At 45.3% G+C, this 25,551-nt stretch carries 22 protein-coding genes and 1 riboswitch; all 22 genes read left to right on the forward strand.

Annotated features, from left to right (window positions below):
- The gene (locus KHZ77_RS04180) at positions 1-369 is read left to right on the forward strand and encodes a surface-adhesin E family protein (RefSeq protein WP_295196024.1); all 369 of its coding nucleotides are present in this window, start codon (positions 1-3) and stop codon (positions 367-369) included.
- 32 nt (positions 370-401) lie between these two features.
- Positions 402-1,277 carry a Cof-type HAD-IIB family hydrolase gene (locus KHZ77_RS04185; RefSeq protein WP_295196026.1) on the forward strand — a complete coding sequence of 292 codons (876 nt, stop codon included), beginning with the start codon at positions 402-404 and terminating at the stop codon, positions 1,275-1,277.
- A gap of 88 nt (positions 1,278-1,365) precedes the next feature.
- The gene (locus KHZ77_RS04190) at positions 1,366-1,584 is read left to right on the forward strand and encodes a 4Fe-4S binding protein (RefSeq protein WP_295196027.1); all 219 of its coding nucleotides are present in this window, start codon (positions 1,366-1,368) and stop codon (positions 1,582-1,584) included.
- A 278-nt stretch (positions 1,585-1,862) separates the two neighbouring features.
- Positions 1,863-2,969: an iron ABC transporter permease gene (locus tag KHZ77_RS04195; protein WP_295196029.1), complete on the forward strand. Its 1,107-nt coding sequence runs from the start codon at positions 1,863-1,865 to the stop codon at positions 2,967-2,969.
- Positions 2,970-3,122: 153 nt separating this feature from the next.
- Positions 3,123-3,983 carry an ABC transporter ATP-binding protein gene (locus tag KHZ77_RS04200; RefSeq protein WP_295196031.1) on the forward strand — a complete coding sequence of 287 codons (861 nt, stop codon included), beginning with the start codon at positions 3,123-3,125 and terminating at the stop codon, positions 3,981-3,983.
- On the forward strand, positions 3,980-5,008 hold the full coding sequence (locus KHZ77_RS04205) for an ABC transporter substrate-binding protein (protein WP_295196033.1): 1,029 nt from the start codon (positions 3,980-3,982) through the stop codon (positions 5,006-5,008). Before KHZ77_RS04200 ends, KHZ77_RS04205 begins: the two co-directional genes overlap by 4 nt.
- Positions 5,008-6,918: a TonB-dependent receptor gene (locus tag KHZ77_RS04210; protein WP_295196035.1), complete on the forward strand. Its 1,911-nt coding sequence runs from the start codon at positions 5,008-5,010 to the stop codon at positions 6,916-6,918. Before KHZ77_RS04205 ends, KHZ77_RS04210 begins: the two co-directional genes overlap by 1 nt.
- A 101-nt stretch (positions 6,919-7,019) precedes the next feature.
- Entirely contained in the window at positions 7,020-7,622 is a 603-nt protein-coding gene (locus KHZ77_RS04215) for a MotA/TolQ/ExbB proton channel family protein (RefSeq protein WP_295196037.1), read from the forward strand.
- A gap of 13 nt (positions 7,623-7,635) precedes the next feature.
- Entirely contained in the window at positions 7,636-8,043 is a 408-nt protein-coding gene (locus KHZ77_RS04220) for a biopolymer transporter ExbD (RefSeq protein ID WP_295196039.1), read from the forward strand.
- A 9-nt stretch (positions 8,044-8,052) separates the two neighbouring features.
- On the forward strand, positions 8,053-8,808 hold the full coding sequence (locus tag KHZ77_RS04225; RefSeq protein ID WP_295196041.1) for an energy transducer TonB: 756 nt from the start codon (positions 8,053-8,055) through the stop codon (positions 8,806-8,808).
- 236 nt (positions 8,809-9,044) lie between these two features.
- Complete coding sequence (locus tag KHZ77_RS04230) at positions 9,045-10,985, forward strand: TonB-dependent receptor (protein ID WP_295196043.1); 1,941 nt, start codon at positions 9,045-9,047, stop codon at positions 10,983-10,985.
- A gap of 192 nt (positions 10,986-11,177) precedes the next feature.
- On the forward strand, positions 11,178-13,496 hold the full coding sequence (locus KHZ77_RS04235) for a TonB-dependent receptor (RefSeq protein WP_295196045.1): 2,319 nt from the start codon (positions 11,178-11,180) through the stop codon (positions 13,494-13,496).
- A gap of 11 nt (positions 13,497-13,507) precedes the next feature.
- Positions 13,508-14,506 (forward strand): iron ABC transporter permease, encoded by a 999-nt coding sequence (locus KHZ77_RS04240; RefSeq protein WP_295196047.1) that lies wholly within the window; start codon positions 13,508-13,510, stop codon positions 14,504-14,506.
- Positions 14,503-15,507: an iron ABC transporter permease gene (locus tag KHZ77_RS04245; RefSeq protein WP_295196049.1), complete on the forward strand. Its 1,005-nt coding sequence runs from the start codon at positions 14,503-14,505 to the stop codon at positions 15,505-15,507. The genes KHZ77_RS04240 and KHZ77_RS04245 overlap by 4 nt, the downstream gene beginning before the upstream one ends.
- A 9-nt stretch (positions 15,508-15,516) precedes the next feature.
- Entirely contained in the window at positions 15,517-16,512 is a 996-nt protein-coding gene (locus KHZ77_RS04250; RefSeq protein WP_295196051.1) for an ABC transporter ATP-binding protein, read from the forward strand.
- Positions 16,512-17,609 (forward strand): ABC transporter substrate-binding protein, encoded by a 1,098-nt coding sequence (locus KHZ77_RS04255; RefSeq protein ID WP_295196053.1) that lies wholly within the window; start codon positions 16,512-16,514, stop codon positions 17,607-17,609. The genes KHZ77_RS04250 and KHZ77_RS04255 overlap by 1 nt, the downstream gene beginning before the upstream one ends.
- Before the next feature lie 194 nt (positions 17,610-17,803).
- Positions 17,804-17,904, forward strand: a riboswitch (TPP riboswitch).
- Between the two features lie 160 nt (positions 17,905-18,064).
- On the forward strand, positions 18,065-19,366 hold the full coding sequence (gene thiC, locus KHZ77_RS04260; RefSeq protein ID WP_295196306.1) for a phosphomethylpyrimidine synthase ThiC: 1,302 nt from the start codon (positions 18,065-18,067) through the stop codon (positions 19,364-19,366).
- A 295-nt stretch (positions 19,367-19,661) separates the two neighbouring features.
- Positions 19,662-21,197, forward strand: coding sequence for a glutamine-hydrolyzing GMP synthase (gene guaA / locus KHZ77_RS04265; protein WP_366664913.1), 1,536 nt, complete (start codon positions 19,662-19,664; stop codon positions 21,195-21,197).
- Positions 21,198-21,362: 165 nt separating this feature from the next.
- Positions 21,363-21,824, forward strand: a complete 462-nt coding sequence (locus tag KHZ77_RS04270; protein ID WP_295196057.1) for a GNAT family N-acetyltransferase — start codon at positions 21,363-21,365, stop codon at positions 21,822-21,824.
- Positions 21,825-22,067: 243 nt separating this feature from the next.
- Entirely contained in the window at positions 22,068-22,664 is a 597-nt protein-coding gene (locus KHZ77_RS04275) for a restriction endonuclease subunit S (RefSeq protein ID WP_295196058.1), read from the forward strand.
- A gap of 4 nt (positions 22,665-22,668) precedes the next feature.
- A complete protein-coding gene (locus KHZ77_RS04280; protein ID WP_295196060.1) occupies positions 22,669-24,276 on the forward strand; it encodes a type I restriction-modification system subunit M in 1,608 nt (535 codons plus the stop codon).
- A gap of 11 nt (positions 24,277-24,287) precedes the next feature.
- On the forward strand, positions 24,288-25,535 hold the full coding sequence (locus KHZ77_RS04285; protein ID WP_295196062.1) for a restriction endonuclease subunit S: 1,248 nt from the start codon (positions 24,288-24,290) through the stop codon (positions 25,533-25,535).
- Positions 25,536-25,551: the final 16 nt, after the last annotated feature.

Below are 25,551 nucleotides of genomic sequence, written 5' to 3' on the forward strand. Positions count from 1 at the left end.
ATGAGATATGTACGTATTTGTTTAGCAGCATTTATGTTAATGGGGATTTTTGCAGTAAGTAATATTTCTTCGGCCGCTGATTGGTATTATGTAAATAAAGGTAGTAGCGGCGGTACGTTTTTTATAGATAATGACAGTGTGAAGAAGAATAAAGAGGAAGCAGTGCTGTGGATTAGAGTCGTTGGTGAAAATGGTGAATCAGTGCTTTATAGGACTCGTATAAATCATAACTCAAGAATGGTGCAATATCTTAACGCTATTGCATATGATAAATCGGGTAATGTAGTTGTTACTCACAATCAACCGACAGCCTGGGAGCCTATTCCACCTGATAGTATGATGGAGTCAATTTACAATTTAATTTGGTAAATAAATCAGCGTACAGTTAACGGAGGTTTTGAATGACAACGGATAGTAAAACATTTGACAAAGCATTTTTAAAGAAACCGGTTAAGTTGATTGTTTCTGATGTGGACGGCACATTGGTAAATAAGGATAAATACGTAACGCCGGCGACGGTGGCAGCGGTTCACAAAGCCATGGATCTGGGCGTGACGGTGGCAGTGGCCAGCGGTCGTGCATGGGGTGAAATGGCGGAAGTGAAACGCAAAATCCCTGAAATTAAGCACTACATCTGCAGTAATGGTGCAGTGGTGATGAAGCGCACATCCGACGATGATGCGGAGGTTGTATTCCACGAATCGTTTAGTACGGAAGAAGGTTTGGCGCTAATCGACATGCTCTTACCGTTCAATGTATATATTGAAGCGTACAGCGGCGCGAAGATTTACGGTGATGGGGAAGAAATGAAAGAGTTTGCTTCGAAAATCTCCCCACATTTATTGCCTTTGATTAAGGCCAGCCGTGTCATGGTAGACAGCTTGCGTGATTACATTGCCACAGAAGGTTTGGCCTTGGAAAAAGTCCAGTTATTCTACGGCGACGACAGCAAGAAACAGGAAATTTTGGATTACATGAAAGGTCGCACGAATTTTACGATTATCGAGTCCAGTGAAGGTAATTTGGAATTCGTTAAACCGGACATCAGTAAGGGCCGTGCGGTGGCAGCATTGGCTGAGTCCATGGGTCTTGAGCCGGATGAAGTTATGTGCATCGGCGACAGCAATAATGATTTGACTATGCTGAGATACACCCCGGTATCCTTTGCTATGGGCAATGGGGAAGAGACTGCAAAAGCGGCTGCACGATATGTGGCTGAAACGAATGAAGAGGACGGTGTGGCAAAGGCCATTGAACAAGTCCTTCAAGTACGATGAAAGTTTGGCATACAAATGATATGCTGAACTTGTATGAAGAGCTGTTGCATTGCGCATTTATGATGAGAAATTACGTTGGGATGTTACGATGAAATTTTATATAGAACCGCGCCAATGCATATGTTGCGCCGCCTGTGCGCAGGAATGTGAATACAACAGTATCGCAGGACCTAAAGATGAGGCGGACTCTCAAATGAATTCTCAAGAGATTCACGCGCTCCGAAGTTTTAGGATTCTGGACAGCTGCATCGGCTGCGGAGATTGTTACGAAATTTGCCCTGTTGGGGCCATTAAATTAATAAAATAGACATATGGCAATGTTAAAGCGCTATAAACTGTGTTAAAAGTTTATAGCGCTCTTTTTTTAGAAAACATTGAAAAATAATTGATGAAATACTCCAAAAGGTACAAAAATAATCCATACGGGCAATTGACATAAGTTATCATTTACTATACAATATCTTTGATAATATTTAATAAATTAGATGCTAAGTAGCGTAGGAAAATAATATACAGTAAGCCATAAGTTGGCCTCGTTTACAGTTTATTCAGTGTATTGTGTATAAGCGAAATGAGGATTTTTTTATGAATAACGTCGATTTGACGTCTAAAACCAATGGGAGTGGCCTAAGTACATTACCGACCGTTACACCGCATCGTACAGACATAATAGGTAGTTGGGCCGTAGTGGTTCTGACTGCCTTTTTATTTTGCGCAATTATCGTGGCGGTGGCCTTAGGCAGTGTGGTGATCCCTGCCGGCGAGGTAGTGGACATTATCCTGGCAAAAGTGGCCGGCAGCAATCCGGCTTCGGTAGCGCCCGCATTGGTAGACATAGTTTGGGATATTCGCGTGCCCCGCGTGTTATTGGCGGCCCTGGTGGGAGCAGGGTTGGCATTATCGGGCACAGTTATGCAAGCAACGGTGCAAAATCCGTTGGCGGAACCTTTCATTTTAGGTATCGCGTCCGGAGCATCCGTTGGAGCCGTAGTGGCAATTTTATTGGGACATCTGCTAGGTGCAGTTCAGCTCGGCGTGCCCGTGTGGGCCTTCGGCGGAGCGGTTATAGCTACATTAGCAGTACTAGTGTTAGCCGGTTTGGGAACGAAGATTTCCACCGTTAAGTTAGTGTTGGCCGGTGCCGTTGTAGGCGCGTTGTGCACAGCACTGTCGAATTTTATCATTTATATGGCCGGTGATGCAGAAGGAATGCAGAGCGCGGCATTTTGGACGATGGGGTCATTAGCCGATGCTAAGTGGTCAATGTTATTGTGGCCAATTTTAGTAGTTGCCGGTATGGGCCTCTATTTTTTATCTCAAGTTCGAGTGCTCGATGCCTTACTTCTGGGCGAAGAAATGGCCATCACCTTAGGTATTAACGCAGTGCGTAAGCGCTATGTGTACATGGCCTGTGTGGCACTTTTGACCGGGGTGCTCGTATCACAATGCGGTATTATCGGATTTGTGGGACTCGTGATTCCTCATATGTGCCGCAACATTGTAGGCGTCGGTCATAAACGCCTGTTGCCTGTAGTGATTTTAGGGGGCGCCATCTTCTTGGTATTGGCCGATCTCCTGTCTCGTGTATTGTTGCCGTCCGGCGATTTGCCAATCGGCATACTCACAGCGTTGCTGGGTGCCCCTTTATTTATGAAGCTCCTGTTCGGAAACAGCAAGAACTTCGGGGGCTGAGGGCAAGTCAGTTGGTATATAGGACGCCATTGTGCAGTGAAACGTTTGGTCGAATAGTAAGTGTGTCTATTGGGTAAAACACGTATGCGGCACAGTGGTTTTGTACTGAATAATGAAGTGGTTGGATTAGAGGAGGCAAGGTCAGGAGTTCATATGCAAGAGATTGTAATAAATAACTTGTCATATACGGTAGGTGACGCCAAGATTTTACGGGATATATCCTTAACCGTGCCGGCTAATAAGTTTGTGGCTCTTATGGGGCCTAACGGCTGCGGTAAGTCGACGTTGTTAAAACATTTGTATCGCGTGCTGCCTATGCAGAGCGGTGAAATTCGCTTTGACGGACAGCGACTGCAGGATATTCCTATGCGGGAAGCGGCGCAGAAAATTGGCGTTATGGGTCAATTTCACGCGGTGAATTTTGACTTTACTGTATGGCAGATTGTAATGATGGGGCGTACGCCCTATAAAAAAGGTTTCGACGATGATACGGAAGAGGATATGGCGTTGGCCCACAAGGCATTAATAACCGTGGGCATGGCCGAACAGGCCCATCGCAGTTTTTCCTCTTTATCGGGCGGGGAGCAGCAGCGTGTGATGCTGGCCCGCGTCCTTTGTCAGGAGCCGGAGTATTTAATTTTAGACGAACCTACAAATCATCTGGACATTACGTACCAGTTGGAGTTGTTGGAGGTTATTAAACACTTAAACATCGGGGTGCTCGTTACGCTTCATGATTTGAATTTGGCATCCCTCTTCTGTGACGAAGTGTTCATTATGAAACAGGGACAACTTGTAGCACAGGGAGCGCCGCAGGATATTATTACACAGGAACTCATTGAAAATGTGTATGAAGTGCGGAGCAGTATTTCCTATCATCCAGACGGCTCGCCGATTATCACCTATGGACGTCAGCCTTTACGGCATATGTCGATGGGGGCCGGCGGAAAGGCAGAGTCCATAAGGTCGGCCAATTCTGATGTGCATATTACATGGGGAGGCCCCGGCCTATGATGTTTTCTTGGGAACGATGGAGCCGGCGGGTGATTGGTATTCTGAGTATTGCCGTGCTGTTGGTGGTGGCATGGTTTTCCTACACGAACGGCCATTGGCGTGTGATCGGTCAGGGCAACGACAATCGCAGCGGCATTGTCATACAGAATGTAGACAGTGACGGCAAGCCGTTGGAATTCACGTATAAGGGACCGCCGCAGCGGGTCATCAGTACATACCCGGGCGCGACGGAGTTGCTCATTGACTTGGGGCTGGAGAAGCATATTGTCGGCACGGTGGCACCCTATGGTGAAGAGCCGCCTCGATATGCGGCAAAGTATGCAGCCCTGCCTCTACTGACAAACGCCTATGTGCCAAGTCGGGAGCAGGTATTTGCGGCCCAACCGGATTTGATTATCGGATGGTCGCATCATTTTACACCGGCCGCGCTGGGAGATGTGCGGCAGTGGTATGAACGAGATATTGGTGCGTATATAGTGCCGGCCACGATTCGCAAGAGCACGCCGACTATCGAAAGCAGTATATACCCCTTTATTGATGATATGGGACGATTGTTTCAAGTCCCGGACAAGGCAAGTGCCTATAAAGAACAATTACAAGCGCGAGTGCAGGCGGTGGAGGAACGAGTACAGGAGCGACAGTATAAGCCGAATGTCATTATTTTACAGGCCCATGGGCATAGTACGTATAGCTTATACGGTCCCATTTATCTCGTTGACGACATCGTTAAAAAAGCGGGCGGTCATAATTTGACTGACCGGCAAATTTCAATAGTAGGACCGGAGCGGGTGTTGGCGTTCGATCCTGATGTAATTGTGTATGTAACCGTAAGCCGTGGAGACCGCGCATTGACGGATGAAGAAGCAAGAGCGGAGTTGTTGAGTGATCCGAACTTGCGCAATATGCGGGCGATTCGCGAAGGCCGAATTGTGACGGTGCCTTTCGCGGATGTAAATAACGGTAACGGACGTGTGGTAGATGCCTTGGAAAAAATTGCCCTTGGCTTTGAGGAGGACAGTAAATAATGGATTCAAGAAATGTTGTGTGTGGACGATTGATGCGAGCTGCTTTGGCGGCCTTTGTAGTAACAGCAGGCGGAACTGCTTTATCTTATGCAGCTGATGATACAAGCGTTTACGATTTGGGAGAAGTGCTTGTAACGGCAAACCGCGTGGCGGAAAAGAAAATTGATGTGCCGGCCGATACGACGGTTATCACGTCTAAAGATATTGAAAAAGGCAACTACAGCAGTGTATCTGATGCGTTGAAAGCCAACAATGTGCCGGTTGTACAGAAAGGCTTTGCCGCTTATCCGGAGCTTAACGGCGACACTCGTGTGCTCGTTATGGTAAACGGCCGCCGCATGAACTGGGATCATCTCATCGTATCCGGTGCGAACAATGCTATCGATATCGACCAGTTCCCGGTAGAAAACATTGACCGTATCGAAGTAGTTAAGGGACCTAACTCCTCCCTATATGGTGAACGTGCCGTGGCCGGTGTTATCAACATTATCACAAAGCAGGGCATTGAAGGTCAGCAGACGACAGTGCGCGGCGAAGTGGGCACTTGGGGCTATCGCAAGGCATCCATTGTTACGCAGGGCGGCGATGAAAAGAACGCGTACTTCGTAACTTACAGCAAAGAAAAACAGAAAAATTACGAATATAAAGATGTAAACGGCAACAAACATGTATTCCCGGACACATCCATTGACCGCGATGCGTTTACAGCCCGTTTCGATCATTACTACACAGAAGACCATTTAAGCTTGGATTTCTCTTACAATCACAGAAATGACGGCTTCGGCATTTACTTAAGTGATCCTACAACCGGTACCGCTTATGGCGCCGGCATGAAGTCGAAAACAATTGATACTTCTTATGGTGCTACGTATTACTTCGGTGAAGGTAACGACACCTTTATTCGTACATACCGTAACTCGGAACGTGCCAATGCGCCGTTTGCGGGCACACCATACACCCATGACTTGGGCATGTTCGGCGTGGAAGGCCAGAAAACTTGGAAACTGGGCGACCACACCTTAATCAGTGGTGCTACGTATAATCGTGAAACCATTGATGAAACTAATGACGGTGTAAGCTTCGACAAAACAGCGACTTCTAAAGCGGCTTATGTGGAAGATAAATGGGAATTGGGCAAAGGCTGGACAGCTAATATCGGTACCCGTTATGAACACCACAACACCTTCGGCGGTGACTGGGCGTCTCATATCGGCATTAACAAGAAACTCGACGACCGTACGCACGTGTACGCATCCTGGGGCCAGGCGGTAAATAATCCGACCTTGAAAATGCTCTATGCAAATTCCCCGTACTGGATCGGCAATCCTGATTTGAAACAGGAAAAATCCTACACGTACACAATCGGTGCGGACAGCCAGATCAATGATCGCCTCAACGTATCCGCAAGCATTTTCGAAAGTCACTTGAAAGACGCCCTCGACTGGGTATGGGATACAAGCATTTCAAAAACCGTTTACTACAACGTAAATAAGGAAAAACGTCAGGGTTTGAACTTGAGCGCCACTTACAAATTGGATGATGCTTGGAAGGTGAAAGCCTTCTACAATTACTTGCGTCAGCATGTAGATACAGGCAGCGGTATGGTGAATGACGATAAGAACCGCCATCCGAACACCTATGGTTTGGAACTTACTTACGAAAAAAATCGCTGGTCCGTTATTAATACCTTGCAGTACGTAACCGGCCGTTCCACCGCGTACTACACCGATTCACAGTACTTCACCTGGGATGTGAACGTGAACTACAAATTGAACGAATCCACTAAGTTATATGCACAGGGCTTCAACTTGACTGATGAATCTTATGAAGTGGAACCATACAACTACCCTGTAGGTGCTTATGCAATGCCGGGCCGTCATTTTGTAGCCGGTGTGGAACACAAATTCTAAGCCAAGAAAATATAGATGCAACCGGGCATACATAGCCCGGTTCGCCTATGGAATATAAGTTAAGAGTCGAATTATTATTTGATAGAAAAGAGGATATACACATGGAAGTTTTAGAGTTATTTCATCAGGGCGGACTGGTAATGTACCCATTACTGTTATGCTCCATTATTTCAATTGCTATTTTAGTAGAACGTTTACGTACGTATAAGGCGGCTGAGTCCAATATGACGAAGTTGCGCGAGGAAATTCCTCGTTTAACAGAAGAGCAAAATCTTAGTGGTTTGGAAGCGTTGTGTGCTGAAGACGGCGGCGTTGCGTCTGAAATGTTGACTGCAGCGATTCGTCGTGACACGATTAAGTCTAAAAGTGCGGCCTTACAGGGCGCAGCCGGTGCGATTGCCGGTCGTCTTCGTTCCCGTTTAAACTATTTGGAAACGATCGTAACATTGTCCCCATTGTTGGGCTTGTTGGGTACCGTAACCGGTATGATCAGCTCCTTCAGCGTACTTTCCGTATCTGACGGCCAGCCGTTCGCCATTACCGGCGGTGTAGGCGAAGCGTTGATTGCGACAGCAACCGGCCTTTGTGTGGCTATTATCGCCTTGGTTATTCACGCGTACTTGGTTCAGAAACAGGATAAATTGATTACTGATATGGAAGAAATCAGTAATGTGTACATGAATTCCGTAGCGGATATCGCGTAAGAGGGCCGAATCTATGCAACTGAGAAGCCTTCGAACCACAAGCAAACCAAAGCTCATGATCATTCCGATGATCGACATTATATTCTTCCTATTAGTGTTCTTTATGATGAGCATGCTGTCCATGGTGGTACAGCGTTCCATGCCGGTTAACCTGCCGACCGCTTCGGCCGGCGCCGTAGACATTCAGCGTAAAATCCCGATTACCATTACAGAAGACGGGAGCATTTATGTTGAACAGGACAAAATGGACTTGAACGGCATGGTAAAACGTCTGCAGCTTGAAAAAGCGAAGGGCGAAGACATTACGATTATTTTACGAGCTGATACAAAAGCGCAGTACGGTGCTTTCGTACAGGTTCTTGATACGTTGAAAACCATGCAGTTGACGAAGATTGCGGTGGCAACGGAAAGCAGCAAGTAGGTGAAGCTTATGAGTGAACATGTACAGCAGGTGCAGGAAAATGTAAACTCCGGCTCATCGCCATTTGCTCACATTTATAAAAATCGCTGGCGTACAGCTATCATCAGCTCCTTGGTGATTAACTGTTTTTTAGTGGGAGGATTGATTTGGTCCTTTACACAGAAACCGGATTTGCAAATTGATACGACGCCGGTGGAAATCAGTGTGTTAGGCGACGGCCCGGCGTTGGGTGGCCCGAAAATTTCCGCACCCGCCCCGGCAGCCGTACAGGCACCGCCTCCATTGACTGCACAGGAAGTGGCAGATATTCAAAATGGTGTGCCTGTGAAGCAAATGATGGAACCTACTGCGAAACCGCAACCGACTCCGGTTGTGCCTACGCCGGGTGGCATTAACAGCGATTATGGCAGCGGCGCACAGGGCGGTACTGCGGAAGGCGGCACCGGTGCAGGTGGCGACGGAACAGGGACTGATCCTAACGGCGGCAGCGGTGACGGCGGTGAAGGAACCGGCGGTTCTCAAACTGTAGTGGAGCCGTTGCAATTTTTGGGCGACCGCTCTCTTGATGGTTACTCCGGCACGGTAGTGATTCATGTTGTTGTGAATGAATCGGGCCGCGCTGTAGAAGCGTATGTGGAACAGTCCAGTGGTGACGGCGCTTATGACCGTGCAGCCAGAGCGCGTGCGAAGAACAGCGCATACAGTCCTAAAACAGTAAACGGTCAACCCGTTGTGTCAGAAGGACGCATTACATTTAGAAACTAATTAAACATCGTTAGGGAACGATACGAAACAATACAATCGGGAGCACATAGGCGCTCCCGATTCTGATGTTGTTGATGGTGTGTGAAGGCCGCCCTGTGAGGTGTAGACGGGTGCGGCGGAGTTTTTGTGGGTAGGTGAAGCCCCTATTACATGGGTTAGGTGTAGCCCCTGTTTTGAGGGTTTGGTATAGCCCTTGTTGTGCAGGCTAGGTATAGCCCCCCGTTTGGAGGACTAAAATGAGAAAGAATCAGAATCACTTAGGGAATAAAAATAAGGCGCTTTTGTCAGCGCTTGCGTTAACGATGGTAACAGGTAGTGTGTGGGCTGCGGATGTGACAGACGACAGTGTGTATGATTTGGGTGAAATCATCGTAACGGCCAGTCGTTTACAGGAAAAGAAAATCGATGTACCGGCTGATACAACGGTAATTACGGCGGCGCAGATTGAAAAAGGCAATTATAATAATGTATCCGATGCGCTGAAAGCCAACAATATACCGGTTGTTCAGAAGGGGTTCGCAGCTTACCCTGAATTGAATGGCGATACACGCGTGCTCGTCATGGTAAACGGTCGCAAAATGAACTGGGACCACCTGGTTGTGTCCGGCGCTTCCAATGCCATCGATATCGATCAGATTCCGATGGACAATATTGACCACATCGAAGTGGTAAAGGGGCCAAACTCCGCATTGTATGGTGAACGTGCGGTGGCCGGCGTTATTAATATTATTACGAAAACGCCGACGGAAGGATCCAGCACAAAAGTGCGTGCAGAACTAGGCAGTTGGGGTTATCGCAAAGGCTCTGTGATTACGCAGGGCGGCGATGAAAAGAACGGCTACTTCGTATCCTATACGAAAGAGCGTCGAGACAATGTGCATTACAAAGATTATCAGGGCAATTCACACGAGTTTCCGGATAGTTATATTAACCGCGACAAGTGGACGGCCCGCTATGACCGCTACATTGGCGAAGACGATTTGCTAAGCGTAGATTTCAGCCGTGTGGAAAAGAACGACGGTTACGGCATTCGACTTAAAAATCCATTAACAGGTACTGTAACCGGTGCGGGCAATGTGAAAGACACGGTAGATATGAGTTACGGCGTAACGTATAACTTCGGTCTTGATAAAGGGACTTTCATCCGTGCGTACCGCAATACGGAAAGCAGTGACTCCGGTTTCGGCAGCGGATCTTCTTCAAGCACGTATGGCCATGACTTATCCATGGACGGTTTGGAAGGGCAAAAGACATGGAAGCTCGATAACCATACATTAATTAGTGGGGTTACATATAACCAGGAGCACATTAAAGAAGAAAATAACGGCGTTTACCTTGATAAATCTATGATTAGCAAGGCTGTTTACGTGGAAGATAAATGGGAATTGGGTCGCGGTTGGACAGCTAACTTCGGTACCCGTTATGAGCATCAGGATACCTTTGGCGGTGATTTTGCATCACACATCGGTTTAAACAAAAAGCTGGATGATAAAACGCATGCGTACATTTCCTGGGGGCAGGCGGTAAACAATCCGACCTTGAAAATGCTCTATGCGAACACTGAGTTCTGGCGCGGCAATCCTGATTTGGACCAGGAAAAATCCCAAACCATAACACTCGGTATGGACAGTAATGTGTCGGATAAATTGACCGTGTCGGCCAGCGTGTTCCACAGCCGCCTGAAAAACGCCTTATCTTGGGTGAACGGTTATTATGATACCTCCAATAACTATGTGCAGGGATATTATGAAAACGTAAACCGTGAAAAACGTCAGGGCTTAAATTTGAGCGCTACGTACAAATTCACTGACGCGTGGAGCGCCAAAGCGGGTTACAGCTATTTACAAATAAAACAGGATACAGGCAGCGGTTATGTGGATTCTACGGACAATCGTAATCCGAACCGTTATAGTTTGGAAGTGTCCTATGAGAAAAATCGCTGGACTGTAAACAATGCGTTCCAGTATGTAACAGGACGATCCGTGAAGAAATACTCTGATTCTTCCTATTTTGTGTGGGATATGAATGTGAATTACAAGCTTAATGATTCAACGAAAATCTACGCACAGGCATTTAACTTGACCAATGAGTCCTATGAAGTGGAACCGTCCACGACCATCGGCTCCTATGCAATGCCTGAGCGCCATTATGTAGTGGGCGTTGAACATAGCTTCTAGTTATAGCCGCAGTTAACTTTATAAGCTTGGCTAACTGTATAGGCCTTTAATAGTTAATGGTATGCGCACTGTCGATTTGGCAGTGCGTATTCAGCCTTGTGGCTTGGATATTTGGCAGTGTGTATTCAGCCTTATAACTTAGATATTTTGTAGTGTGTGTAGTAATAAAGTTGGACAGAGAGAGGACAGAAAATGAAACGAACGATGAAAATGTCCGGCGTGGTGAACAGCCGGTTGAGCGCGCGAATTTTGTGTGCGTTGTTGTTGGGAAGTGCGTGGAGTGTTGGAGCTTATACAGTAGGGGCTGCTGATGCGGTGCAGAGTACGTCAACTGCAGTAACCGGGCAAACCGTACAGACTGCGCAAACCGGGGCAAGTGTGAATGGTACTGCACAAGCGAGCGCATCGCAGAGTGATGATGTTTATGACTTGGGCGAGGTTATTGTTAGCAAGGCAACACCGGCGCCGGTAGTGGCACAGCCTTCTTCGGAAGATCCTGTATATGCAGGCGGTCAGGTATCCCGCGTTAACAGCATCGGCATGTTGGGGAAAAAAGACTTCTTGGATGTGCCGTTTAATGTAATTTCTATCACAGAAGAAACGATGGAGAATCAGCAGTCCAACAACATCATTGATGTATTGGCCAATGATCCGTCGGTAACGGATTTGACGTTATCCGGCGCATCTAACGCATGGAGTATTCGCGGTTTTAAAACGACTCAGCAGGACGTGCAGTTGAACGGTATTTACGGGATTGCACCGCGCTACTACACCGGCATCGAGTATCTTGAAAATGTTGAAATTTTAAAAGGTCCTAGCGCTATGCTTAGCGGTATGGCACCGAATGATTCGGTAGGCGGCGTTGTTAATTATGTGACGAAACATGCAGGCGACGAGCCGAAAAATACGGTTACACTTACATATGGTGAAGGCAATCAATTTACACAGCAGCTGGACATGAGCCGTCGTTTCAACAACGGAAAATATGGGGTTCGCCTTAATGTGTTAAATCGAGGTGGTCAGGAAGATGCGTACAGCGATGAATCCAATAGCGCCAACTCCGTATTTATGGGCCTTGATGCAAAAGGTGACCGCTGGCGTACATCCCTTGATATGGGCTACATTTACAATGATATCGAAAATCCGCAGTACCAGGTGACTATGTCGCAAAGTATTGCGAATAAGATGACATCTTTGCCGAGCGTCAGCGATGATGCAAAATTCGGTGCACCGGATACGTATCGCCGAATTACGGAAAAATTCGCCCTTTGGAAAGGGGAATATGACCTCAATGATAACTGGACCGCATGGGCTGCGTTCGGTATGCGTAACACCTCTCAGGACGGCCTGTCCAACCGTTTCTTGTTGAATAATGTGAATGGCAACGCGAAAGTAAGTTATGTACATAATCGTCAGATCAATAAAGCGATTTCCAGTGAATTCGGCGTACGCGGACATTTACAAACAGGTTCTTTGTCTCATGAAGTAAGCATTGCGGCTTCTCAGGTTCGCTACAAAGTGTATGAAGATAAGCCGTCTGTGAAAGATACGTACACGACCAGCGTTTACAATCCGACCTGGCAGAGCTTTACTGATGGCAGCTATGGTCCGTACTTGATTCGCGACAACCGAATCCAACAGAGTATCGGCGTTAATGACATCATTTCTACAGCGGATAATCGTTGGAACTTCATTGTGGGCGGACGTATTCAACAGGTAAAAGACACTTCGTACAGCTATAGCGGCACTTCCTTGAAGAGCACGACGCAGTATGATGAAACGGCCTTTACACCGACTTTCGGTATCGTACATAAATTGAACGACCGTGTCTCTGTATACGCAAACTATGCGCAGGGCTTATCGCTTGGTGAAACAGCACCGGACGGTACGGAAAATGCAGGTGAAACATTTGCGCCTTATAAAACAACACAGTATGAAGTGGGAGCCAAATTTGACTTCGGTAAAATTGCCACAACGTTGAGTGCATTTACCATGAAAAATCCAAGCTTCATTACGACTGACGACAATTACTACTCCTTAGCCGGTGAACAACGTAACCGAGGCATTGAATTGAGCGTGTTCGGCGAACCGCGCGAAGGCACTCGTATTCTTGGCGGCATTACCTACATGGATGCTAAATATATTACCTTGGCATCTTCCTATGCGGGCTACGAAGGCAATCAGGCCACCGGTGTGCCTCGCTGGAGCGGCGTTATCGGTGTTGAACAGGACATTAAGAGCGTAGAAGGTCTGGCTGTTAATACACGTTTGACTTACAATGGCAAAGCCTATGTAAACATGGCGAATACATTAAGCACCAGTCCATGGGTTCGTTGGGACTTGGGCGCTCGTTATAAATTCACTTGGGATAAAACGCCGTTAACTGTTCGTGCCAATGTGTACAACGTGCTCGACACGGTAAAATGGCATGCATTGCAAGGCAGCACAACGAATGCGATTTACTTAGGTAAAGGTCGAACCTTCACCTTGTCCGTTTCTGCTGATTTCTAATCGAGGTTTTTATGAATTGGTATCGTAGACCGTGGCTTTTGGGCGTGTTACTGTTAATCGGCCTCATCGCATTAGCGGCATACTCACTTACTGTAGGGGCGCGGCAGATTCCACTGCCGGTAATTTGGAAAGCGCTGACTGCCTATGATCCTACGCAGGTGGATGAACTGTTGGTGCGTACCTTGCGGTTGCCGCGGCTGCTCTTAGCGATTGCCTGCGGGCTCAGCTTCGCCGTAGCCGGCTGCCTCATGCAAGGTGTAACGAATAATCCCATGGCCAGTCCGTCTATTATGGGGATTAACTCCGGTGCGGCACTGGGCTTGGCGGTGGTATTGATTGCTCTGCCCGATGCATCGTTGAATGTAACGATTCTCTTTGCCTTCGGCGGTGCCGCCCTGGCAACACTTATCATTATGCTGCTGGCCAATCGTAGCGGTTCAAAAATGTCGCTGGTCTTTCTTGCCTTGGCAGGGACGGCGGTGAGCGCCGTTTTCCTCGCCATTACGCAGGCCCTGGTCGTATATTTCGACGTGGCTCAAGATTTGAGTTACTGGACAGCCGGCGGTATCGGCGGCGTTCGCATGTCGCAAGTGCTGCTCCTATGGCCTTGGACCATCGTGGGATTTGTATTGGCACTCTACTTGTCTAAATCGGTTACATTACTGAACTTCGGTGAAGAAATGGCCATCGGTCTCGGCGGTCATATGATGCGAATTCGCGTACTCGCCGGTGTAGCGGTGCTGCTTTTGTGCGGTTCCGCCGTAGCCGTTGCGGGCCCCATCGGTTTCGTAGGCCTCGTAACACCGCACATGGCGCGTAAACTGGTGGGCATTGATTATAGAAAGCTCATTCCTATTACGGCGCTACTGGGAGCCATCCTCGTAGTGGCCGCCGATTTGGTGGCACGCTCCGTAGCACCGCCTTTCGAGGCGCCGTTGGGCGCAGTAACCGCCATGATAGGCGTTCCTTTCTTTCTATACTTAGCTAATAGAAAGGGGGCGCGGTCATGACGAATGAGAAAAAGTTTTTTGTTTATAGCTTTGTGTTCGTAGTGCTATTAGCGGTGTTCTTCTATCTGCACGTGAGCACAGGCTTTACATACTTCGATAAAGAACGACTGCTTCTGATCCTCTTGGGCGGCGGTACGGCGGAAGAGCGACTTACCGTATTCGACTTCCGTTTAGTTCGCGCCGTACTGGCTGTTTTAATCGGCATGGGACTCGCTTTGTCAGGGGCTGTGTTTCAGCAGATAACACGTAACGAACTGGCCGGGCCGGGACTGCTCGGCGTGAATGCCGGTGCCGGTTTGGCGGTAATGATGCTTGTATATCTCATCCCGGATAATCAGGGACTACCTATTTGGGCTTTACCTTTGGTAGCCATCGTAGGTGCCTTGATGGCGGCCGGCTGTATTTACGCCTTGTCTATATATCATGGCAAATCGGAAGGCAACTATGCGTTGGTGCTGAGCGGTATTACACTGACAGCAGGTATTCATGCATTACAAATGTTATTCATCGTTGCCCTGTCATCGGAGCAATTTCATCAGGTGAATACATGGCTTATCGGGCGCATTGCCGGAACAAGTTGGGCGCAGGTCGTTGTGTTATTGGCCGTGCTCGTCGTAGTATTTGCATTCCTGTATTCGAAACGAATGACACTCAATGTGTTAGCCTTGCGCGATGAAACGGCTATCGGCCTGGGCGTGAATATTATGAAAAGCCGCTTGTTATTCTTGTTTATGGCTGTAATTCTAGCGGCTACCAGCGTATCGATTGGGGGCAGCATCGGCTTCGTGGGCTTGGTGGCACCGCACATTGCAAGGCGCCTTGTCGGGGCGGACTGCACATACGTATTGCCATTAACCGCACTCATCGGCGGCTGGTTGCTTGTTACGGCGGACTGGGTTGGCCGTGTTGTCATGGCGCCCGATGAAATGCTGGTTGGCATCGTAGTGGCCCTGATCGGGGCTCCGTATTTTCTATTTATCTTAGCGCGTAAGAAAGGTTAGGTGAGGGCAGTGAGTAATAGCTTATATATTGATTCTGATGCTGTTTTCAATATGGAGGCAAACACAGACGCCAATAGAGACTCCAGTGAAGACTCTAACGAAGACGCCGGCAAAGATTTTAACAAAGGCTCTAACAAAGCATCTAACAAAGACTCTGACGAAGGCGCTAATTCCAAAACCGGACTGGCCCTCGGGGCAAAAGAGACTGCCAAATCAGATATTGTCATCGAAAATCTGACGACCGGTTACGATAAAAAGGCGATTATTGATCATCTGAACCTCACAATTCCGCGCGGTAAAATAACGACGCTCATCGGAGCCAACGGCTGTGGTAAGTCGACCCTGTTAAAAACGATTTGCCGAATTATTAAGCCTATGAACGGCGCCGTGTATTTAGATGGCACGTCCATTCATGATGTACCTACTCATGAGCTGGCAAAGAAACTGGCTATTTTGCCACAACATCCGACCGCACCGGAAGGGTTGACCGTACGAGAACTCATTTCATACGGTCGTGCACCGTATCGGAACGGTATATTTTCGAAAGTTAACAAAGAAGATAAGGCTTATGTGGACTGGGCGCTTGAAATTACGCATCTGAAAGAATTGGCGGATCGGCCGATTCACAGCTTGTCCGGCGGACAGCGCCAGCGCGCCTGGATTGCCATGGCGGTGGCACAGGATACGGACATTTTGTTCCTGGATGAACCGACCAGCTTCCTGGATATTGCGCATCAGTTGGAAGTGCTGCAATTGGTGGACTACTTGAATACGAAGTTTGGAAAAACTATCGTCATGGTCCTTCACGAGTTGAACCAGGCGGCCCGATTCGCTGATAATATAATCGCTATGAAAGCCGGCGAAGTGCGGTTCCAGGGAACGCCGGAAGACGTAATTACCGACGAAATGCTTCGCGACGTGTTTAATATTACGGCCATGATTATGCGAGACCCGGTTACACGCATGCCGTTCTGTATTCCCCAATACGTGGGAGGCGGTTTGTAATGAAAAACTGGAGTTTGTGCGCACTTTTGGTGCTAGTGCTTTTTGTCAGCGCCGGCTGCGGTGTAGCCGCGTCGGATTGGCAGATTGCATCGCCGCTTAAATCAAAAGCAGTTCATAAGCCTCTTTTCGATGTAAATGTACCTCGTGCAGATACATCGGAGGCCATTGATGCGGAGTTGGCGGCTCGCTATAAGCAGGTAAAAAAGGACGCAGATAAACTGTTCACCGTAGAGAACGGAAAAACGATTTTAAAGCATAAGTACGGTACAACCGTATTGCCGGACAACCCGCAGCGCGTAGTAGTTATTCGATTGGAAGACCCGATGGTTGCATTGGGCGCACCTATGGTGGGCGCCTATAACACGCCTACGTTTTATCTGCATGATGAACTGGTAAAACAGGGTGTGGCCACTATCAGTATCAATGAAGATACGAAGGCCATTAACCTGGAGCAGGTGCAGGCGCTGAAGCCGGATTTAATATTACTTCGCGACTCATTTGACCGTAACACATATGACGCATTGAGTAAAATTGCGCCGGTTGCGGCATTGAACTTGCAACAAACAGAAAGCACCTTATTGGCTATGGGTCGCATTTTACATCGTGAAAAAGATGCAGAAGCCCGCTTGGCACTGTATTACAGCCGTGTAAAAGAAGCTCGCATGGAGATTAAAAGCATAATCGGCGATGAGCCGGTGGCACTTATCCGAGTTTTGAAAAAAGAAGTACGTCTCTATCCGTATGACTCGAATCCCATTAGCCGATTCATGTACGAACTGCTGAATATTCGCCCGGATGCATTGGCCATTTCACAGAATGGCAGCGATACGAGTGTTATTTCACTGGAAATGCTCCCGGAAATTAAGGCGGAGTATTTAATTGTAAGCAGTGGCTATGGACCGAGCAGTGCGGGGAATAATGAGGCTGCAGAGAAACGCTATGCGGAACTTCGTGAAGATCCGCTGTGGCAAATCATTCCGGCGGTGCGGGATAACCATGTGTTTAATGTGGATCCTATTCGCTGGAATGCACATGGCATCATTGCGAAGGAAATGGCCATTGAAGACTTGCGGCGATATTTTATCAAACAACCTTAACAGGTAAAGCGATAAAGCAATCTTGAATGATATATAGAATGACAGAAAATGCAAGACCATAAAGTAATCTTGAATGATGTATAGCATGTAAAATAATGTAGGCATAGTCTCGTATTACGGCTTTCCTTAATAATCATAGTAAAGAATTGAAGGTTGTTTTTTAACAAAACGTATACTATAATGAAGGAAATGCACAAAAAAGCTAGGGGAGCCTGTAGGCTGAGATAAGTTGAAGAAACTTGACCCTTGACCTGATTCGGATAATGCCGACGTAGGAAAGCTATACAGACTTATGGTGTTTTTAGCTCATCCAAACGTGGATGAGCTTTTTCTTTTGCTTTTTTGCGTGTTTGATTAAGGTAAATGGTGTTATATGTAAACGCAAAGGAGGCTCTTCGATGAAGGGACAAATGAAGGCTGAAAACAATGAGCAAGTTCAAGTGAATGCAGGTGTTATGACGTATACCACGCAGATGGATGCGGCACGCAAAGGGATTGTAACGGAGCAGATGCGAATCGTTGCAGAAAAGGAACAAATGCGCATTGATGATTTAATGGCCTTGGTGGCATCCGGTAAAGTTGCGATTCCAGCCAACAAAAATCATACAAGCCTGTCACCGGAAGGGGTTGGCAAAAACTGCCGCACAAAGATTAACGTAAATTTAGGTGTGTCCCCGGAACATAACAATATTGATGAAGAATTGGAAAAAGTACGCAACGCCATTGCAATGAAAGCGGAAGCGATTATGGACTTGTCCAACTTCGGTAAAACACAGGCATTCCGCACACGCCTTATCGATATGTCCACCGCTATGATCGGTACTGTGCCAATGTATGATGCGGTAGGTATGTTGGATAAAGATTTAAAAGACATTACTGTTGATGAATTTTTCGAAGTTGTGGAACAGCACGCGAAAGACGGCGTAGACTTCATGACCATTCATTGCGGCATGAACCAGAAAACAGCGCAGCGCATTAAAGACAATCCACGTTTGACCAATATCGTATCCCGCGGCGGTTCCCTCTTATTCGCCTGGATGGAAATGAACAAACAGGAAAATCCGTTCTACGAATACTATGACCGTTTGTTGGATATTTGCGAAGAATACGACGTAACCTTGAGCCTCGGCGATGCTTGCCGTCCTGGTTGTACTCATGATGCTACCGATGCGGCTCAGATTGAAGAGTTGATCACATTGGGCGAATTGACTAAACGCGCATGGGAGCACAATGTACAGGTTATGATTGAAGGTCCGGGCCACATGGTATTGACTGAAATCGCAGCCAATATGAAACTGGAAAAACGCCTTTGCCATGAAGCGCCATTCTACGTGTTGGGGCCATTGGTGACTGATATTGCACCTGGCTATGACCACATTACCAGTGCTATCGGCGGTGCCATTGCCGGCTCCTGCGGTGCCGATTTCCTCTGCTACGTAACACCGGCGGAACATTTGCGTTTACCAACCGTTGAAGACGTAAAAGAAGGCATCATCGCTACACGTATTGCAGCGCACGCAGCAGATTTGGCAAAAGGTATTCCGGGCGCACAAGCTTGGGATGACGCTATGAGTAAAGCCCGTGCGGAAGTTGATTTCGATACCATGATTTCCTTGGCAATCGACCCTGAAAAAGCGCGTCGTTACTATGAATCCAGCAAACCTGAATGCGAAGGCACCTGCACCATGTGCGGTAAAATGTGTCCGGCCCGTACCATGAAACACATCTTGGCCGGTGAAGACGTGTCCATTCGATAAGAAGAGCAAAACTTAAGAAATTGTGACAGTATGTGATATAATATACATATAGTCAATAATAGAGGCATTTGTAAAAGTACTTACGAGTGCCTCTGTTTTTGTCTTCTAAGTGTGGATAGCAGTGGAGCTAATTATTATATTAGTAGTTAGGAGAACGCTTGCTTTCTATGGTATAATATTATATTGAACAAACACTTAATAGAAATTATTGAATGTAGCTATGAATATGATTTTTGAAGTTTTTTACAAAAAATGAGTAAACATAGGCAGTACTGTTGCATTGATGGAGGGTATAATGAACCAAAAAGAGCTTGTCATTGTTGTTGATTTTGGTGGACAGTATAACCAGCTGATCGCACGCCGCGTTCGTGAAAATCACGTATATTGCGAAGTGTATCCGTACGATAAAGCGGTTGCTAAAATTAAAGAATTAAGACCGATGGGCGTTATTTTCACCGGCGGTCCTAACAGTGTGTACGAAGATAATTCGCCACGCATTGAAAAAGAAGTGTTCGAATTGGGAATTCCTGTACTCGGCCTTTGCTATGGCATGCAGCTCATGGCGCATACATTGGGCGGCGAAGTTAAATCCGCTGATGCACGCGAGTTTGGCAAAACACCTGTAACAGTAAACACACAGTCTCCTTTATTCAAAGGTCTCAGCGAAAACGAAATCGTTTGGATGAGCCATGTGGACTATGTAGCATCTGTGCCTGAAGGGTTCGAAGTAGTGGCACATACTGCAAACTGCCCTGTAGCAGCTATGCAGAATGAAGCGCAAAAATTATATGCCATGCAGTACCATCCGGAAGTTCTTCACAGCGAACACGGCAAAGAAATGATTCACAACTTCTTGTTTGAAGTGTGCGGTTGCCATGGTGAATGGACAATGGCCAACTATGCAAAAGTGGCTGTAGAAGAGATCCGCAACAAAGTGGGCGACGGCAAAGTATTACTCGCTTTATCCGGCGGCGTTGACAGCTCCGTAGCGGCAGCGCTTATTTCTAAAGCCGTAGGTAGCCAGCTTACTTGTATTTTCGTTGACCACGGTTTAATGCGTAAAAACGAAGGCGATGAAGTAGAAGCGGCGTTCAAAGACTCCGGCATGCACTTCATCCGCGTTGATGCGGCTGACCGTTTCTTAGGCCGTTTAGCCGGCGTTGAAGAACCGGAACAAAAACGTAAAATTATCGGCGAAGAATTCATTCGCGTATTTGAAGACGAAGGCCGTAAAATCGGTTCCGTTGATTTCTTGGCACAGGGCACGATTTACCCTGACGTTATCGAATCCGGTGCCGGCGATGCTGCCGTAATTAAGAGCCATCACAACGTAGGCGGTTTGCCTGCAGTTGTTGATTTCAAAGGCTTAATTGAACCACTTCGCAACCTGTTCAAAGACGAAGTTCGCGAATTAGGTGCTGAACTCGGTTTAGCTGACTACTTAGTATGGCGTCAACCATTCCCGGGTCCTGGCCTTGCTATCCGTGTAATGGGCGAAATCACTCCTGAAAAATTGGACATTTTACGTGATGCGGACGCCGTATTCCGTGAAGAAATCGCCAATGCGGGCCTTGATCGCTCCATCAACCAGTACTTTGCTGTATTGACCAGCACACGTACTGTAGGCGTTATGGGTGACTTCCGTACTTACGATTACACCTTGGCATTGCGCGGTGTAACCACAACCGACTTCATGACAGCCGACTGGGCACGCATTCCATACGAAGTATTGGATAAAATCTCCGTGCGCATTATTAACGAAGTAAAACACATCAACCGTATCGTGTATGATATTACTTCCAAACCACCGGCTACCATTGAGTGGGAATAATCTCAACATAAATTTATAGTTAAGCTGATTGAATATTCTTTGAGCGTAAATCTTGACGTATTCTAGATAATTAATAGTAGTGTAATTAAATAATAGTGTAACTTAATTAATTAAGTTACACTATTATTTTTTTTATGGAGATTAATTTAGTAAGGAGAGGATTATATGATTATCAGACATGCAACTGTGGCGGATATTCCTGACATTGCGGCCGTTGAGGCAGAATGTTTTCCACCGGCGGAAGCAGCCAAAGAGAAAGATTTTGTTGATCGAGTTAAAGAGTATGGCAACCATTTCTGGCTCATGTACGATGGTGATAAGCTAATCGCCTTTGTCGCTGGAATGGTAAGAGACGAAGCTGATTTAGTTGACGAAATGTATTCAGATGCTTCTATGCATAATGAAAACGGCGCTTGGCAGATGATTTTCGGTGTTAATATAATTCCTGCTTATCGCAAACGTGGACTAGCAGGGGAATTGATTCAACGCGCCATTGACGATGCTAGAGCGCAGGGACGCAAAGGTCTTATACTTACTTGCAAAGATAAGCTCATTCATTACTATGAAAAATTCGGCTTTATGGATGAAGGCGTATCTGATAAATCCACTCATGGTAATGTGGCGTAGCATCAAATGCGATTGACCTTTTAGTTTGTTGCAGTATATCATAACCATCAATATTCAAGATTAAAATGTAATATATAAAATAAGATCTGTCGGTCAAGGAATTGGCCGACAGGTCTTTTTTATATAAGTGAGCAATTTGCGATACGTAAATTAATTAATTTACGTATTGACGAACACTAAGATATATAATATGATAGAAACATAATAAAACGTAAATTATAAAATTTACAGGAGGTGAAGTTGATGATACGATTGGGAGACTTAGCTGATATTGTATCCGGATATAATATAGCTAGGTTGTCGGAAGAGGAGCAGGAACTAAAATATACTAATGCAGATTTTGACCATGATTTTTATCGAATGAAGACTGCGATGACTACAAATGCGATTATATATCGCCAATCTAATTCAGGCGATAATATGGCGGCAACAATTATTTCCAATGAAAATCAAAATAAGTTTATAAGTCAAGTGTTTTCCGTAATAAAGGTTGATTCTAGACTTTTGCATCCATACTACCTCTGTTATCTGTTGAATGAATCGGAAATTATAAATAAGCAGTGTAGCCTTTTATTGCAAGGTTCGGTTATTACGCGATTATCAGCACAACAGTTAAAGCAAATAAAAATACCGCTTAAACCTATGAGCAGGCAAGAAGAAATAGGAGAGTTTTATGTAAAGGTCTTATATCAACGGTATTTAGAGACAAAAAAAGTGGAGCTTAAGTTCCAGGCTTTTCGCGGTGTTCTACATAATCTCGAAATGGAAAAGATTAAGCTTAAGAGTGAAGGACTTCGTAAAATTTTACGTGATCAGATGATGGATAAAAAGGAGATATAACATTATGAGCAACGAAAAAAAGAGACTCGAACAAGTATTGTGGGATTCTGCTAATGTAATGCGCCAGACGATGGGTGCTGCCGATTATATGGATTATGCACTAGGACTAATTTTTTATAAACATTTATCGGATAAGACATTAGAAATAGCGGCTAATGCCTTAGTGAATAGTGGTGAGTTGGAAGAAAATGATGTGGTAACGGAAGCCCAGCGTCAAGCTGCTTATCAAAAATATTATGATGACCCGGATTTTAAGCAAGATTTGCTTGATACTATGGATATGGATTATGAGATTAAACCACAATTTACATTTACGGCTTTTATCGATGAAATAGAAAAGAAAACATTTCAATTGGAGCATCTAAATCAAGGATTCACCAATCTTGAGCAGTCGAATGTGGCGCTATTGGAGCACTTATTTGACGATGTTGATTTGCATTCGACTAAACTAGGACCTACAGCACAGAAGCAAAATGACTTGATAGCTGATGTAATGAAAGCATTGGCACCACTTAATCTAGACAGCCATAATGGAGATATTCTTGGCGATGCTTATGAATATTTAATTAGCAATTTTGCATCTGATATGGGGCAGAAGGCTGGAGAATTCTATACGCCTCAATCGGTATCAACTTTATTGGCACGCATTGTTACTAGTGGGCAAGAAGGTAAACGAGGATTTTCTGCCTATGATCCGGCTATGGGATCAGGCTCATTATTACTCAATGTTAGAAAATATGTGGAGAATCCGGATTCAGTACATTATTATGGACAAGAAAATAAGACATCTACATATAACTTGGCGCGTATGAATATGATTATTCACGGTATTTCAGCAACAAAACAAGAACTTAATAATGCAGATACTCTTGATGCGGATTGGCCATCAGAAGAAGTAACCGATTTTGACGGAGTTTTAATGAATCCGCCATATTCGCAAAAGTGGAGTGCCGATAAAGACTTTCTGGGTGACATACGTTTTTCCGACTATGGTGTGTTGCCACCTAAATCAAAAGCTGACTATGCCTTTTTACTCCATGGATTATTCCATCTAAAATCAACCGGAACAATGGGCATTGTACTTCCACATGGTGTATTATTCCGTGGAGGTACGGAAGGAAAAATTCGTGAAAAATTATTGGAAAAAGGAATGATTTATGCAGTCATTGGGTTACCGGCAGGAATCTTTTACTCTACTGGCATTCCAACAACGATAGTGGTGTTGAAAAAGAGTCGCCCGGGACGTGATGTTCTTTTTATTGATGGTAGCAAAGAATTTATCAAAGGCAAACCGCAAAACTTTATGACGGAAGAGAATATTGAACGCATTTTTAAGGCCTATGAAGAGCGAAAAAATGAAGATAAATTTAGTCATGTAGCGTCTTTTGAAGAAATTCAAGAAAACGAATTCAACTTAAATATTCCACGTTATGTTAATACATTCGAACCGGAGCCTGAAATTGATTTAGGTGAAATTAACAAGGAATTAGAGGCCATTAATAGTGAGTTGGAAGCTAATGAACGAGAGATATTAGACCTGATGCGAGAATTGACCACTTCTGACCGTAAGAAAGCAAAAGACTTAGAAGAATTCTTAAAGTTTTTTAGTTGAGGTGAAGCAGAATGTTAAAAGGAAAAAAAAACGCACCTATTATTCGATTTCAAGGGTTTATGGAAGATTGGTCTAAAAATAAAATTGCTAATGTAGCAGTGATTTGTGCTGGGGGCACGCCTAGCACTAGTATAAAAGACTATTGGGAACCAAAAGAAGTTCCATGGCTATCATCTGGAGAAGTTCATAAGAAATATATTAAGTTCACTGATAATATGATATCTAAAAAAGGTCTTCAAAACTCTAGCGCCAAAATGATACCAGCTAACTCGGTTTTAATAGCTCTAGCTGGACAAGGGAAAACCCGTGGTACGGTAGCAATTAATGGAATACCACTTGTTACGAATCAATCTATTGCAGCAATGACGTTTCAATCTAAAATAGTTCCGGAATTTATATTTTATAATCTTGAAACCAGATATGATGAATTAAGACGAATATCATCAGGAGATGGTACAAGGGGCGGATTAAATAAGAAGCTTGTAGGTGATATAGAAATTCCATATACTTTGCATGAAGAGCAAGAAAAAATTGGAGTATTCTTAAAGAAACTTGATAATACGAGCTCGCTTTATCAACATAGAATAGATCTGTTAAAGGCGCTAAAAACATATTTTTTACAAAATATGTTTCCTAGTGAGGGAGAAAAAGTGCCTAAGATTCGTTTTAAAGAGTTTAGTGACAATTGGAAATATTGCAAATTATCAAGTTTGATGAAAGTTCGAAGAGGATTAACTTACTCACCTAATGATATTTGTGAGGACGGCATTAGAGTATTAAGATCCTCAAATATTTATGAGGATACATTTACTACGAATGATGATGATGTTTTTGTAAATCCGACAATTGTCAAGATTCCTACTGTTCAAAACGGAGATATTCTTATTACAGCTGCTAATGGCTCGTCGAGACTTGTAGGAAAACATGCCATTATCCGTGATATTGCCGATAATACAGCGGTTCATGGAGGCTTTATGCTTCTGGGAACTGCAGATGAACCTAACTTTGTAAATGCGTTACTCAGTGCTCCTTGGTATAAAAAATTTATAAATGTTTATGTTGCCGGGGGAAATGGTGCAATTGGAAATCTAAATAAAAGTAATTTAGATGAACAAAATGTAATGACACCATCGGTGGATGAACAGAAACAAATTGGTACATACTTTAAATATATTGATAACTGCATAATTATCAATATGCGCAAGTATGACCAACTACAAATTCTTAAAAAATTTATGCTTCAAAATTTATTTGTCTAAAAGGGGAGGCCAAAGC

This window comes from Veillonella sp., assembly GCF_018364065.1.
Lineage (GTDB): Bacteria > Bacillota > Negativicutes > Veillonellales > Veillonellaceae > Veillonella_A.